Below are 13,299 nucleotides of genomic sequence, written 5' to 3' on the forward strand. Positions count from 1 at the left end.
GTGATTCCACCAGGTGGACACCCGGAGCGGCCCTTTCGTATTTGCCGTGAGCTCCGGAGCTAAGTCCATTTGTGCACGTCGGAGCGCCGGCCTTCGCATTCGTGCAGGCGTCCGGGGTCGACGAAGGGGTCTCGTTCCTTACCCTGTCCGGATCCATGTGCGCCAGTGGAGGAACCCACAAAGCCGTGCCCCGTGGAGCTCAACGGTTTGTAGAAGTCTCCGATATCTGTGCGCTCTCCCGCAGGCGTTCAATTCCGGTCACACGACGAGACTCTGCCGGTAACACAGCGGGGCTTCGATTCACGTGAACGCAACTGAAACCCTGGCGAACCAACGGGATAGCGACCCACTTCGACCGGGGATAACCAGAAATTCCTCTCGATTACCTACCTCTTGAAGGGCAAGGCAGAGATGGCACGTGTCGCCGCCCGGCTCTCCGACACCGGAGAGCAGAGCACCCACCCGGTCGACGAGGTGCTCCCCCTTCCCAAACTCGCCCTCTACGGCTTCCAGCACGTACTGGCGTTCTACGCAGGCGCGGTCATCGTGCCGATCATCGTGGGCGGAGCCCTCAAGCTCTCCACGGAGCAGCTGGTCTACCTGATCAACGCAGACCTCTTCACCTGCGGCATCGCCTCGATCATCCAGGCCTGGGGCATCGGCCGGATCGGCGCGCGGCTCCCCCTGATCCAGGGCGTCACCTTCACCGCGGTGTCCCCCATGATCGCCATCGGCCTCGGGGCCGGCGGCGGTACCGCCGCCCTCCTCGTCATCTACGGCGCCGTCATCACGGCCGGCATCGCGACCTTCGCCTTCGCCTGGCTGCCCGCCCGGGCCTTCCGGGCCGTGATGCGGCTCTTCCCGCCGGTCGTCACCGGCTCGGTGATCACGGTGCTCGGCATCGTGCTCATCCCCGTCGGCCTCAACGACGCCGCGGGCGGCCTCGGCAGCCCCGACTTCGGCGACCCGAAGAACTTCGCCTACGCCGGCGGCACCATGCTCTTCATCCTGGTCCTGATGAAGCTCGGCCGTCCGTTCCTCTCCAGCATCGCCATCCTGCTCGGGCTGGTCGGCGGCACGCTCGTCGCCTTCCTGCTCGGCGACGCGAAGTTCGGCGACGTGAGCCAGGCCGCCTGGGTGGGCGTCACCACGCCCTTCCACTACGGGGCGCCGAAGTTCGAGTGGTTCCCGATCCTGCTGATGCTGATCGTCATGCTGATCACCATGGTGGAGACCACCGGTGACACGTACGCCGTCGGCGACATCGTCGGCAAGGACGTCGACAGCGAGACCGTCGCACGCGCCCTGCGGGCCGACGGCGCCGCCACTGCCCTCGGCGGCATCCTCAACTCCTTCCCGTACGTGGCCTTCGCCGAGAACGTCGGGCTGGTGCGGATGACCAAGGTCAAGAGCCGCTTCGTGGTGGTCGCCGCGGGAGCCTTCATGATCCTGCTCGGCCTGCTGCCCAAGGCCGCCGCGATCGTCGCCTCCGTACCGCACGCCGTCCTCGGCGGCGCCGCGACCGTGATGTTCGCGATGGTGGCCCTGGCCGGTATCCAGACCCTGGGCAAGGTCGACCTGAAGGAGGAGAAGAACGCCCTGGTCGTGGGCGTCTCCCTGGCCTTCGCGCTGCTCCCGGCCACCGTCCCGGTGTTCTTCAAGGAGCACCTGGACGCCGACCTGTCCTCCCTGCTCAACAGTGGTGTCACCCTCGGCGCCACGGCCGCGATCGTGCTGAACCTGATCTTCAACGGCCTGGGCGGGGGCGACGCGCACACCGCCCCCCGGGCAGAGCTGCCCGCCCAGGCGGCAGCCCCGGAGGACGGCGCCGACCGGGCGGACCCCGCCGACACCGCCGGCGCCGCCGAGACGGCCGACACCAGCGGCAGCACCGCGTCCGCCGACACGGCCGAGCCCGCCGGCAGCACCGCGTCCGGCGCTGCCGGGGCCGCCGAAGCCGCCGGCTCCACCGGGGCCGCCGACAGCGCGGTGGCGGTCGCCGTCGCAGTCGCCGCCGATCCCGGCACGGACGAGGACGCCGCGCAGAGGAAGCCGGACGCGGACGAGGCCGCCGCGCCCGCCTCCTGACCCTCCCAAGGGGCGACGGCCCCCCGTCCGGACCGTGTCCGGACGGGGGGCCGTCGCCGTACCCGCACAGGGGACAATGGGCGCATGAGTCTGTTCCGCGACGACGGCATCGTGCTGCGCACCCAGAAGCTCGGCGAGGCGGACCGCATCATCACGCTGCTGACCCGCGGCCACGGACGCGTGCGGGCCGTCGCCCGCGGAGTGCGGCGCACGAAGTCGAAGTTCGGCGCCCGGCTGGAACCTTTCTCCCACGCCGACGTCCAGTTCTTCGCCCGCGGCAGCGAGCTCGTCGGCCGCAGCCTCCCGCTGTGCACCCAGACCGAGATCATCGCCCCGTACGGCAACGGCATCGTCACCGACTACGCCCGCTACACCGCCGGCACCGCGATGCTGGAGACCGCCGAGCGGTTCACCGAGAACGAGGGCGAGCCCGCCGTCCAGCAGTACCTGCTGCTCATCGGCGCCCTGCGCACCCTCTCCCGCGGCGAGCACGACCCGAACCTCATCCTCGACGCCTTCCTGCTGCGCTCCCTCGCCGTCAACGGCTACGCGCCCAGCTTCGAGGACTGCGCGAAGTGCGGCATCCACGGCCCCAACCGGCACTTCTCGGTCTCCGCGGGCGGGGTCGTCTGCGGGGACTGCCGGGTCGGCGGCAGCGTCGTACCATCTGCTGAGGCCATCGGGCTGCTCAGCGCCCTGCTCACGGGGGACTGGGCAACCGCCGACGCGGCGGAGCCGCGGTACGTGCGCGAGGGGAGCGGACTCGTTTCCGCCTATCTGCACTGGCATCTGGAGCGCGGGCTGCGCTCCTTGCGTTACGTAGAGAAGTGACCGAGATCGGAGACCAAAGCGCCATGGCAGTACGCGGATTCCTGGGACGCTCCCGCCGCGAGTACACGCTTCCCGAGCCCCACCCGTCCGGTGCCCGGCCCCCGAAGATCCCGGGTGAGCTGGTCCCGGAGCACGTCGCCATCGTGATGGACGGCAACGGCCGCTGGGCCAAGGAGCGCGGCCTGCCGCGCACCGAGGGCCACAAGGTGGGCGCCGAGCGGGTCCTCGACGTCCTCCAGGGCGCCATAGAGATGGGCGTCAAGAACATCTCCCTGTACGCCTTCTCCACCGAGAACTGGAAGCGCTCGCCCGACGAGGTGCGCTTCCTGATGAACTTCAACCGCGACTTCATCCGCAAGACCCGCGACCAGCTCGATTCGCTCGGCATCCGGGTCCGCTGGGTGGGCCGGATGCCGAAGCTGTGGAAGTCGGTGGCCAAGGAGCTCCAGGTCGCGCAGGAGCAGACCAAGGGCAACGACAAGCTGACGCTGTACTTCTGCATGAACTACGGCGGCCGCGCCGAGATCGCCGACGCCGCCCAGGCGCTCGCCGAGGACGTCAAGGCCGGCCGGCTGGACCCGTCGAAGGTCACCGAGAAGACCCTCGCGAAGTACCTGTACTACCCGGACATGCCGGACGTGGACCTGTTCCTGCGCCCCAGCGGCGAGCAGCGCACCTCCAACTACCTGATCTGGCAGAGCGCCTACGCCGAGATGGTCTTCCAGGACGTGCTGTGGCCGGACTTCGACCGGCGCCACCTGTGGCAGGCCTGCCTGGAGTACGCCCAGCGCGACCGCCGCTTCGGCGGCGCCGTCCCCAACCAGGTGGAACCGGACGGCTCCGAGGGCTGACGGAAGGCGATCGACCCGGTCCCGCCGCGGCGCTAGGCTCCCCTGTCATGCACATGAACGCAATGGAGCCGGCTGCGGCGGCCGGGACCGGGGCGGGGACCGGGGAAGGCGTCGAGCTCGTCTACGAGGTCGCCACCGCCGATCTCGCGCAGGCCATCCGGGTGCGCACCCGGGCCACGCCCGCACTGCGCCGGCAGCGGTGGCTGATGCCGTTGCTCGGCGGCCTGTCGGCCCTGCTGGGCGGCAGTGCCCTGCTGAGCGGGCAGCCCGCCGGGTCGAAGGCGGTGCTGTTCCTCGGGCTGGGCCTGCTGCTGTGCGGGCTCTGCGTCTTCGGTCCCCGGCTGCAGGCGCGTGCCTTCGCCGGGATGCTGGCGAAGGCGGGGCAGACCCGGGCCGTCGTCGACGGCTCCGGGATCAGCGTGAGCACGCGGCAGTACTCCACCCGCATGGACTGGACCGCACAGCCCGCCTACGCCGAAACGGACGAGCTCTTCCTCACGCTCGACCTGCACAGGCGCGCGGCGTCCATGACGATCCTCCCCAAGCGCGGCGTCCGGCACCCGGCGGACGTCGACCGGCTGCGGGAGCTGCTGGACGCGAACCTGCGGCGGCTCTAGGAGGCGGCGGACGCGCAGTCGGCGCAGGTGCCGAAGATTTCCACCGTGTGGGCGACGTTCACGAAGCCGTGCTCGGCCGCGATGGACTCCGCCCACTTCTCCACCGCCGGGCCCTCCACCTCGACGGCCTTGCCGCAGCTGCGGCAGACCAGGTGGTGGTGGTGGTCCCCGGTGGAGCAGCGCCGGTAGACGGACTCGCCGTCGCTGGTGCGCAGCACGTCCACCTCGCCGGCGTCGGCCAGGGACTGGAGGGTGCGGTAGACCGTGGTCAGACCCACGGAGTCACCGCGGTGCTTGAGCATGTCGTGCAGTTCCTGGGCGCTGCGGAACTCGTCCACCTCGTCCAGCGCCGCCGCGACCGCTGCCCGCTGCCGGGTGGATCGTCCTCGTACTGGCGCGGTATTCGTCTCGCCAGGCGCAGTCGCCACCGGTTCCTCCTCGTATCGGCCTCGGCCCAATTGTGCCAGGCGGCCGCCCCTACTGGACCTTCACGTCGTCGCGGGTGCAGACCTCTTCTGCGGCACGCGCCGCCGTGGCCCGGCGCCGGGCCAGGGGCGCGGACAGCCCGGTCATCACCATGAAGACGCCGATGGCCAGCAGCACGATGGTGCCGCCGGAGGGCGCGTCGATGTAGTACGTCGCGACCGTGCCGGAGAGCGAGACGAGCACGCCGATGCCCATGGCGACGGCGAGGGTGGCGGTGAATCCGCGGGTGACGCGCTGGGCGGCCGCGACCGGGATCACCATCATGGCGCTGACCAGCAGCAGGCCCACGATCCGCATGGCGACGGTGACGGTGACGGCGGCGGTGACGGCGATCAGCAGGTTCAGCGCGCGCACCGGCAGGCCGGTCACCCGCGCGAACTCCTCGTCCTGGCAGACGGCGAACAGCTGGCGGCGCAGGCCCACGGTGACGGCGATGACGAAGGCCGCGAGGACCACGACCGCGGTGACGTCCGCGGGCGAGACGGTGGTGATCGAGCCGAAGAGGTAGCTGGTCAGGTTGGCCGTGGAGCCGCCCGGGGCCAGATTGATGATCATCACGCCGCCGGCGAGGCCGCCGTAGAAGAGCATGGCGAGCGCGATGTCGCCGCTCGTGCGGCCGCGGGAGCGGATCAGCTCCATGCCGACGGCGCCGAGGACGGCGACGAGCGTGGCGACCCACACCGGGCTGGCGTTCAGCAGGAAGCCCAGGGCCACACCGGTCATGGCGACGTGGCCGATGCCGTCGCCCATCACGGCCTGGCGGCGCTGGACGAGGTAGGTGCCGATCGCGGGGGCGGTGATGCCGACCAGGACGGCCGCGAGCAGGGCCCGCTGCATGAAGGCGAAGTCGAGGAGTTCCATCAGCTGAGCAGTCCCGTCCGCAGGGGCTCGGCGTCGTGCGCCGCGTGGGGGTGTACGTGGTCGTGGCCGGGCAGGGCGTGCTGGCCCACGGCCTCCGGCGGCGGCCCGTCGTGGACGACGCAGCCGTCGCGCAGCACCACGGCCCGGTCGATCAGCGGCTCCAGGGGGCCGAGCTCGTGCAGGACGAGCAGGACGGTCGTCCCGGCGGCGACCTGTTCGCGCACCGCGTTCGCCAGGACCTCCTGGTTGCCGAGGTCGACGCCGGCCATCGGCTCGTCCATGATCAGCAGCTCGGGCTCCACGGCGAGCGCCCGGGCGATCAGCACGCGCTGGTGCTGGCCGCCGGAGAGCGCATTGACGGAGGCCCCGGCATGCGCGTCCATGCCGACCAGGGCCAGGGCCCGGTCGACGGCGGCCCTGTCGGCCTTGCGCAGGACGCCGAAGCGGGTGCGGGCCAGCCGGCCGGAGGAGACGACCTCGCGGACGGTGGCGGGGACGCCGCTGGCCGCGGTCGTGCGCTGCGGGACGTACCCGATCCGCGACCAGGCGCGGAAGCGCTTGAACTCGGTGCCGAACAGCGCCAACTCGCCCCCGGACAGCGGAACCTGTCCGACGACGGCGCGCACGGCGGTGGACTTGCCGGAGCCGTTGGCCCCGAGCAGCGCGACCACCTCGCCGCGCCGGACGGTGAGGTCGACCCCGCGCAGCACCGGGCGCGAGCCCAGCGAGGCGGTGGCCCCGCGCAGGGATATGACGGGCTGGTCCGCTGCCTGATCGGGCCGGTACTGCATGGCATCCGCCTCCGTAACTGCCATCACTTGCTGCCGAGCGCCTTCTGGAGGTTCTTCAGGTTGGAGCGCATGACCTCGAAGTAGTCGGCGCCCTGGGACGTGTCGGTGATGCCCTCGAGCGGGTCGAGGACGTCGGTCTTCAGGCCGGTGTCGCCGGCGAGGGCCTTGGCCGTCTTGTCGCTGGCGAGGGTCTCGAAGAACACGGTGGAGACATTCTCCTTCCTCGCCAGCTCCTGGAGCTCCTTCATCCGGGCCGGGCTCGGCTCGGACTCGGGGTCGACGCCGGAGATGCCCTCCTGGTCGAGGCCGTAGCGCTCGGCGAGGTAGCCGAAGGCGGCGTGGGTGGTGATGAAGGTCTTCGAGGCGCTGTTCGCCAGGCCGGCCTTGAACTCCGCGTCGAGGGCGGCGAGTCTGCCGGTCAGGTCGTCGGTGTTCTTCCGGTAGTCCGCCGCGTGGCCGGGGTCGGCCTTCTCCAGGGCGGCGCCGACGCCCTTGGCGATCTCGGCGTACTTCACCGGGTCGAGCCACACGTGCGGGTCCTTGCCGCCCTCGCCGCCGTGGTCGTGGTCGTGGCCGCCCGCGTGGTCCTCGGCGTGCCCGTCCGCGCCTTCGGGGGCGTGGCCGTGGCCGGAGGGGCCGTGGGCCTCCAGTTCGGTCAGGGCGGCGGCGTCGACGACGTTCTTCACCCCGGCCTGGGCGACGGCCTCGTCCACGGCGGGCTGCAGGCCCTTGAGGTAGACGATCACGTCGGACTGGCCGAGCCGGCCGGTCTGCCTGGGGGTGATCTCCAGGTCGTGGGGCTCGGTGCCGGGCTTGGTGAGCGAGGAGACGCTGACGTGGTCGCGGCCGATCTGCTCGGCGAGGAACTGCAGGGGGTAGAACGACGCGGTCACGGCGATCCTGCCGTCCTTCCCGCCCCCCGCGGCGGAGCCTGCCGAGCAGCCGGTGAGGGCCGTGGAGCCGAGGACGACGGCGCCCGCGAGGGCGGCTGCGGGTATGAGGCGGCGTACGTTCATGACATCCATTTTCATCAAATATGGAAACCGTTGTCAAAAACCCTGGTGACAGGTGGGGTGGCCCGGCCGGGGAAGGGGTATCCGAGTTGAAAGGGGAGGGGCGGACGCCGGTAACCTGAGGCATTCGCCGTTCGTCCTCGTAATGAAGAGAGCACCGTGGCCGCCGACAAGATCGAAACCATCGTCAGCCTGAGCAAGCGCCGTGGCTTCGTTTACCCCTGCAGTGAGATCTATGGCGGCTCCAAGGCTGCCTGGGACTACGGCCCGCTGGGTGTCGAGCTCAAGGAGAACATCAAGCGCCAGTGGTGGAAGGCCATGGTCACCGGGCGTGAGGACATCGTCGGCATCGACTCCTCCGTGATCCTGGCCCCCGAGGTCTGGGTGGCCTCCGGCCACGTCGCGACGTTCTCGGACCCGCTGACCGAGTGCACCTCCTGCCACAAGCGCCACCGCGCCGACCACCTCGAAGAGGCGTACGAGGCCAAGCACGGCCGCCTCCCCGAGAACGGCCTGGCCGACGTCAACTGCCCCAACTGCGGTGTGAAGGGCCAGTTCACCGAGCCGAAGCAGTTCTCCGGCATGCTGGAGACCCACCTCGGCCCGACCCAGGACACCGGCTCCAAGGCGTACCTGCGCCCCGAGACCGCCCAGGGCATCTTCACCAACTTCGCCGTCGTGCAGACCTCCTCGCGCAAGAAGCCCCCGTTCGGCATCGCCCAGATGGGCAAGTCCTTCCGCAACGAGATCACGCCGGGCAACTTCATCTTCCGCACCCGCGAGTTCGAGCAGATGGAGATGGAGTTCTTCGTCAAGCCGGGCGAGGACGAGCAGTGGCAGGAGTACTGGATGCAGGAGCGGTGGAACTGGTACCGCGGCCTGGGTCTGCGCGAGGAGAACATGCGCTGGTACGAGCACCCGAAGGAGAAGCTGTCCCACTACTCGAAGCGCACCGCCGACATCGAGTACCGCTTCAACTTCGGCGGCAGCGAGTTCTCCGAGCTCGAGGGTGTCGCCAACCGCACGGACTACGACCTGAAGGCCCACTCCGCGGCCTCCGGCCAGGACCTCACCTTCTTCGACCAGGAAGCCGGTGAGCGCTACACCCCGTACGTCATCGAGCCGGCGGCCGGCGTCAACCGCGCCATGCTCGCGTTCATGCTCGACGCGTACAACGAGGACGAGGCCCCGAACGCCAAGGGCGTCATGGAGAAGCGCACCGTGATGCGCCTCGACCCGCGCCTGGCCCCGATCAAGGTCGCCGTCCTGCCGCTGTCCCGCAACGCGCAGCTGTCGCCGAAGGCCAAGGGCCTCGCCGCCGACCTGCGCAAGAACTGGAACATCGAGTTCGACGACGCGGGCGCCATCGGCCGCCGCTACCGCCGCCAGGACGAGATCGGTACGCCGTTCTGCGTCACCGTCGACTTCGACACCCTGGACGACAACGCGGTGACCGTGCGCGAGCGCGACACCATGAAGCAGGAGCGCGTCTCCCTCGACCAGATCCAGGCCTACCTCGGCAGCCGTCTCCTCGGCTGCTAGGACCCGCCGGAACGGACGGTGGCCCGGTGCGCGAGACGCGCACCGGGCCACCGGTCTTTCCCGTGCAGTGGGCGGCCGCTCAGGCCGCGGAGCCGCCGGCCTGCTCGGCGGCGGCCGCCGCCGCGGCGGCCCGCTTGGCGCCCTCCGCCTTGGTGCGCTTGACGAAGCGGACCGTCCACAGGGCCAGGCCGCCGAGCGTCCCGTAGATCAGGAACGGGCTCAGGGTCACCATGGTGGAGGTGCTCAGGGCGTACGACAGGGCGACCCGGACCGCCGCCTCGATCAGGTAGACCACGCCCCAGACCAGGGTGATGTGGCGCTGGGCCTTGCGGAAGCCCTCGAACTGCCACAGGCCGTTGTAGTACGCCACGCCCGCCGGGGTGCCGTCCGTGCCGAACTTGCGGCCGAAGTAGAACATCAGCGGACGCGGCGCGAGCAGCGTGGCCAGGCACAGGAGCCCGAACAGCCCCGTGACGGCCGAGTCCTTGACCAGCAGGGCCCGGGTGGAGTTGGCGCCGATGAGGGAGACGGCGGCGGTGATCCCCAGGAACACCAGGGTGACGATGGCGAACTCGTCCAGCTTGCGCCGCCAGGCCACCATGATGGCGCTGTCGAGGATCGGCCAGGCGCCGCTGACCAGCAGCGCCGAGGCCTCGCTCCAGCCGTGGTCGTCGACGAGCGTGTTGTAGGTGATGATCGGCGCGACCACGCTGAGCGCGATGGTCAGGATCAGGCCGGCCGCGGCTGCTCCGCCGGAGCGTGCGGGAGGTGAGGGCTGTACTGCTGCCGTGGACAAGGTTCCCCCTGGTACGTGCATGAATAGTGCGGTAAGGGGACCGTAAGGAACTGTCGCTGGCATGTACAAGCCGACACGGCTCAAATGATCGCCAAGCCGTGCGGAGTGTCCAATTCCGCATAACTCGGAGCGTATCGACGCCGGTTCAGGGGCGCAGGCCCCTGATGACGAGGGCGACGACGGCCTCGAACTCCGTGGTGATCGTGGGCGAGAGCCACTCCGCCACGTACTGGGGGTCGTGGAAGCGGCCGGTGGCGTCGAAGACGGCGCGGGCGGCGGCCGGCACGTCGGGGGCGGCCAGGGTGCCTGCGTCGACTCCCTCGGCGATGATCCGGGTCAGCTGGTCGACCAGCTCGGTCAGGTGGGCGTCGACCACCCCGCTGTTCTCGGCGAGCAGCACGCCGTACGTCGCGAACAGCTCCGGATCGTCGCCCGCCTTGTGGCGCTTGGCCTCGAAGAGGGCCTCCAACCAGGCCTCCAGCTTGGAGGGGGCGGCCTCGTCCGGTGCCGAGGCGATTGCCTCCAGCATGACCACGCTCTTGGCGAGCCACCGGTCCGTGACCGCCTCGCGCAGAGCCGCCTTCGAAGGGAAGTGCCGGTAGACGCTGCCGTGGCTGACGCCCAGGGCACGCGCCACGTCCACCACCGTCGCCTTCGTCGGCCCGTAGCGCCGCAGCACCTCCTCGGTGGTCTCGAGGATGCGCTCGGGGGTCAGGGGCTCGGCGGCAGCGGGTGACATGGGTACGACCGTACCGCCGGCTCAGTGCTCGCTGTCCAGGTGGGCCATCTGGGCCGCCGGATACCGGTCGCCGGCCGCGGCTCCCGCCGGGACCGCCTCCTCGATCGCCGCCAGGTCGGCCGCGGTCAGCTTCACGTCCATGGCACCCAGTGCCTCGGCGAGCCGGTCCCGCCGGCGGGCCCCCACCAGCGGCACGATGTCCTCGCCGCGCGAGAGCACCCAGGCGATGGCGGTCTGCGCCACGCTGACCCCCTTGCCGTCGGCGACGTTGCGCAGCGCCTCGACCAGCTCCAGGTTCCGGTCGAGGTTCCCGCCCTGGAAGCGGGGGCTCATCCCGCGGAAGTCCCCCGGAGCCAGTTCCCGGTCGCGGGTGAAGTGGCCGCTGATCAGGCCGCGCGAGAGGACCCCGTACGCGGTGATGCCGATGCCGAGCTCCCGGGCGGTCGGCAGGATCTCCTCCTCGATGCCGCGGGAGAGGAGCGAGTACTCGATCTGGAGGTCGGCGATCGGGGCCACGGCCGCGGCCCGGCGCAGGGTGTCCGCGCCCACCTCGGACAGGCCGATGTGCCGCACGTGCCCCGCCTCGACGGCCTCGGCGATGGCGCCCACGGTCTCCTCGATCGGCACGGCCGGATCCACGCGGGCGATCCGGTAGATGTCGATGTGGTCCCGGCCCAGCCGCTGGAGCGAGTAGGCCAGGAAGTTCTTCACGGCCTCCGGGCGGCCGTCGTAGCCGGTGAAGGCGCCCTCGACCGTCCGCAGCGCGCCGAACTTCACGCTGGTCAGCGCCTGGTCGCGGGCTGCGGCCGGCGCGGTGCGCAGGGCTTCGTTGATGAGCAGCTCGTTGTGGCCCATGCCGTAGAAGTCGCCGGTGTCCAGCAGCGTGATCCCTGCGTCCAGTGCGGCGTGGATCGTCGCGATCGACTCGCTGCGGTCCGCCTCTCCGTAGAGCGCGGACATGCCCATGCAGCCCAGGCCCAGCGGGAAGACGGCGGGGCCGGTCGAGCCGAGGGTGCGGGTGGGGTGGGCAGCGGCGGTGGTGTTCCGAGGGGTGCTCTCGTTCGTCGTCATGCAACGAGAATGACATGACGGGTGACAGATTTCAATATCTGTCACCCGTCAGTGTGAGGGCGTCGTGATCGGAGAGGAGGGGGCGGGGTGGCTCGTCGGAAAGGAGGCCCGGTGCGTCAGGCCTGCGGGGGGACCCCGGCCGGAGACGGGTCGGCGCAGGCCCGCTCCAGGCGGCGGGCCGTCCGCACGGCCGTCCCCCGGGCCCAGCGCCCGCTGGTCGCGGCGCCCACGGTCAGGACCAGCGCCCCGCAGGCCGTGATGATCCACCAGGCGGGCCGGGCCGCCGCGACGAACTCCGCGCCGCCGTCGAGGACCGGCGCGCCCCCGCCGCCCGCCGTTCCGGCCGCCAGCACGGCCCCGATCACGGCGACGCCCAGCGTGCCCCCGGTCTGCCGGCTGGTGGAGGCGATCGCGGCCGCCACGCCCGCCTGGGACCGGGGCATCCCGGAGACCGCGGTGTTGGTGATCGGCGCGTTGACCAGGCCGAAGCCCAGGCCGAACAGGGCGTACCCGGTGAACAGCAGCGGATTCGAGGCCTCGGCGGAGAAGGCGGCGAACAGCAGCCCGCTCGCGGCCATCGCGGTCCCGGCGAGCAGCAGCGGCAGCCGCGGCCCGCGCGCGGCGACCAGCCGGCCCGAGAGCGGCGCGCACAGGAAGGCGAGCGCCGCCATGGGCAGCATCCAGAGCCCCGCGCCCAGTGCGTCGAGCCCCCGTACCTCCTGCAGGTACAGGGTGTTCAGGAACAGGAACCCCGACAGCGCGGCGAAGGCGCACACCGCGATCACCGTCGCGCCGCTGAAGGGGGCGCTGCGGAAGAACCGCGGGTCGATCAGCGGGTCGGCGCGGCGCAGCTCGTACGGCACGAGCGCCGCCAGCGAGGCCGCCGCGAGGCAGGCGCAGCCGAGGACGGCCGGGGAGTCCGCGCCCGCGGCCGGCGCCTCGATGATGGCGTACGTCACGCCGCCGAGGGCGGCGATGACCAGCAACTGGCCCACCGGGTCGGGGCGCCGCGGCCGCTCGGCCCGCGACTCGGGGACGTACCGCCGCGTGAGCCCCAGGGCCGCCAGCCCGACGGGCAGGTTCACCCAGAACACGGCCCGCCACCCCACCGAGTCCACCAGCAGCCCGCCGATCAGCGGGCCCGCCGCCATGGAGAGGCCGGCCACCGCGCTCCATGCGCCGATGGCGCGGGCGCGTTCGCGCGGCTCGGTGAAGGTGTTGGTGATGATCGACATGGCGACCGGGTTCAGCATGGAGCCGCCCACGGCCTGCACCGCCCGGAAGCCGACCAGCCATCCGAGGCCCGGCGCCAGGGAGCAGAGCAGCGAGCCGGCCGTGAACAGCACCAGCCCTGCGGTGAAGACGCGGCGGCGCCCGATCCGGTCCGCCGTGGAGCCCGCCAGGATCAGCAGCGAGGCCAGCACCAGCGTGTACGCGTCGATCGTCCACTGCATGCCGGCCACCGAGGCGCCGAACTCCCGGCGCATCGAGGGCAGGGCGACGTTGAGGGCCGTGACGTCGAGGCTGACCAGGAGCAGGCTCATGCAGCAGATCGCCAGGACCAGCGTCTTCCGGCGGCGGATCGACTCCTGCATACGTACGATAGTACGCCT

General features: G+C 71.1%; 13 protein-coding genes. 5 read left to right on the plus strand and 8 right to left on the minus strand.

The genetic code is table 11. The features are described 5' to 3' along the window. The first annotated feature begins 411 nt into the window (after positions 1-411). From AB0953_RS15825 to AB0953_RS15840, 4 genes are all read left to right on the plus strand, one after another. Positions 412-2,088, plus strand: a complete 1,677-nt coding sequence (locus tag AB0953_RS15825) for a nucleobase:cation symporter-2 family protein (protein ID WP_366860027.1) — start codon at positions 412-414, stop codon at positions 2,086-2,088. Positions 2,089-2,172: 84 nt separating this feature from the next. Continuing rightward, the gene (recO, locus tag AB0953_RS15830) at positions 2,173-2,919 is read left to right on the plus strand and encodes a DNA repair protein RecO (RefSeq protein ID WP_366860028.1); all 747 of its coding nucleotides are present in this window, start codon (positions 2,173-2,175) and stop codon (positions 2,917-2,919) included. Positions 2,920-2,942: 23 nt separating this feature from the next. Further along, positions 2,943-3,770, plus strand: coding sequence for an isoprenyl transferase (locus AB0953_RS15835; RefSeq protein ID WP_366860029.1), 828 nt, complete (start codon positions 2,943-2,945; stop codon positions 3,768-3,770). Positions 3,771-3,817: 47 nt separating this feature from the next. After that, positions 3,818-4,387, plus strand: a complete 570-nt coding sequence (locus tag AB0953_RS15840) for a YcxB family protein (protein ID WP_366860030.1) — start codon at positions 3,818-3,820, stop codon at positions 4,385-4,387. Here AB0953_RS15840 and AB0953_RS15845 read toward each other — a convergent pair. From AB0953_RS15845 to AB0953_RS15860, 4 genes are read right to left on the minus strand one after another with little or no spacing between them, the layout of a single operon-like run. Next, positions 4,384-4,815, minus strand: coding sequence for a transcriptional repressor (locus AB0953_RS15845; protein ID WP_366860031.1), 432 nt, complete (start codon positions 4,813-4,815; stop codon positions 4,384-4,386). The genes AB0953_RS15840 and AB0953_RS15845 overlap by 4 nt on opposite strands. A 49-nt stretch (positions 4,816-4,864) precedes the next feature. Further along, positions 4,865-5,734: a metal ABC transporter permease gene (locus AB0953_RS15850; protein WP_366860032.1), complete on the minus strand. Its 870-nt coding sequence runs from the start codon at positions 5,732-5,734 to the stop codon at positions 4,865-4,867. Beyond that, positions 5,734-6,549, minus strand: coding sequence for a metal ABC transporter ATP-binding protein (locus AB0953_RS15855; RefSeq protein WP_366860033.1), 816 nt, complete (start codon positions 6,547-6,549; stop codon positions 5,734-5,736). Before AB0953_RS15855 ends, AB0953_RS15850 begins: the two co-directional genes overlap by 1 nt. Beyond that, positions 6,549-7,541, minus strand: a complete 993-nt coding sequence (locus AB0953_RS15860; RefSeq protein ID WP_366860034.1) for a metal ABC transporter substrate-binding protein — start codon at positions 7,539-7,541, stop codon at positions 6,549-6,551. The genes AB0953_RS15855 and AB0953_RS15860 overlap by 1 nt, the downstream gene beginning before the upstream one ends. Before the next feature lie 156 nt (positions 7,542-7,697). Between AB0953_RS15860 and AB0953_RS15865 the strand changes: the two genes are divergently transcribed. Further along, positions 7,698-9,080 (plus strand): glycine--tRNA ligase, encoded by a 1,383-nt coding sequence (locus AB0953_RS15865; protein WP_366860035.1) that lies wholly within the window; start codon positions 7,698-7,700, stop codon positions 9,078-9,080. A 79-nt stretch (positions 9,081-9,159) separates the two neighbouring features. Here AB0953_RS15865 and AB0953_RS15870 read toward each other — a convergent pair whose 3' ends face one another. The 4 genes from AB0953_RS15870 to AB0953_RS15885 form a co-directional block, all read right to left on the minus strand. After that, on the minus strand, positions 9,160-9,876 hold the full coding sequence (locus AB0953_RS15870; protein ID WP_366860036.1) for a VC0807 family protein: 717 nt from the start codon (positions 9,874-9,876) through the stop codon (positions 9,160-9,162). 145 nt (positions 9,877-10,021) lie between these two features. Continuing rightward, the gene (locus AB0953_RS15875) at positions 10,022-10,615 is read right to left on the minus strand and encodes a TetR family transcriptional regulator (protein WP_366860037.1); all 594 of its coding nucleotides are present in this window, start codon (positions 10,613-10,615) and stop codon (positions 10,022-10,024) included. Between the two features lie 21 nt (positions 10,616-10,636). Continuing rightward, positions 10,637-11,686 (minus strand): aldo/keto reductase, encoded by a 1,050-nt coding sequence (locus tag AB0953_RS15880; RefSeq protein ID WP_366860038.1) that lies wholly within the window; start codon positions 11,684-11,686, stop codon positions 10,637-10,639. A gap of 116 nt (positions 11,687-11,802) precedes the next feature. Further along, complete coding sequence (locus AB0953_RS15885) at positions 11,803-13,281, minus strand: MFS transporter (protein WP_366860039.1); 1,479 nt, start codon at positions 13,279-13,281, stop codon at positions 11,803-11,805. Between the last annotated feature and the right edge of the window lie 18 nt (positions 13,282-13,299).

This window comes from Streptomyces sp. NPDC046866 (genome assembly GCF_040704625.1).
In the GTDB taxonomy this organism is placed as follows: domain Bacteria; phylum Actinomycetota; class Actinomycetes; order Streptomycetales; family Streptomycetaceae; genus Streptomyces.

Bases quoted from the DNA above. Each gene is read 5' to 3' on its own strand.
- AB0953_RS15880 (WP_366860038.1), bottom strand. From the start codon at position 11,686: ATGACGACGAACGAGAGCACCCCTCGGAACACCACCGCCGCTGCCCAC.
- AB0953_RS15835 (WP_366860029.1), top strand. From the start codon at position 2,943: ATGGCAGTACGCGGATTCCTGGGACGCTCCCGCCGCGAGTACACGCTT.
- AB0953_RS15855 (WP_366860033.1), bottom strand. From the start codon at position 6,549: ATGGCAGTTACGGAGGCGGATGCCATGCAGTACCGGCCCGATCAGGCA.
- recO (WP_366860028.1), top strand. From the start codon at position 2,173: ATGAGTCTGTTCCGCGACGACGGCATCGTGCTGCGCACCCAGAAGCTC.
- AB0953_RS15860 (WP_366860034.1), bottom strand. From the start codon at position 7,541: ATGAACGTACGCCGCCTCATACCCGCAGCCGCCCTCGCGGGCGCCGTC.
- AB0953_RS15875 (WP_366860037.1), bottom strand. From the start codon at position 10,615: ATGTCACCCGCTGCCGCCGAGCCCCTGACCCCCGAGCGCATCCTCGAG.
- AB0953_RS15825 (WP_366860027.1), top strand. From the start codon at position 412: ATGGCACGTGTCGCCGCCCGGCTCTCCGACACCGGAGAGCAGAGCACC.
- AB0953_RS15885 (WP_366860039.1), bottom strand. From the start codon at position 13,281: ATGCAGGAGTCGATCCGCCGCCGGAAGACGCTGGTCCTGGCGATCTGC.
- AB0953_RS15840 (WP_366860030.1), top strand. From the start codon at position 3,818: ATGCACATGAACGCAATGGAGCCGGCTGCGGCGGCCGGGACCGGGGCG.
- AB0953_RS15850 (WP_366860032.1), bottom strand. From the start codon at position 5,734: ATGGAACTCCTCGACTTCGCCTTCATGCAGCGGGCCCTGCTCGCGGCC.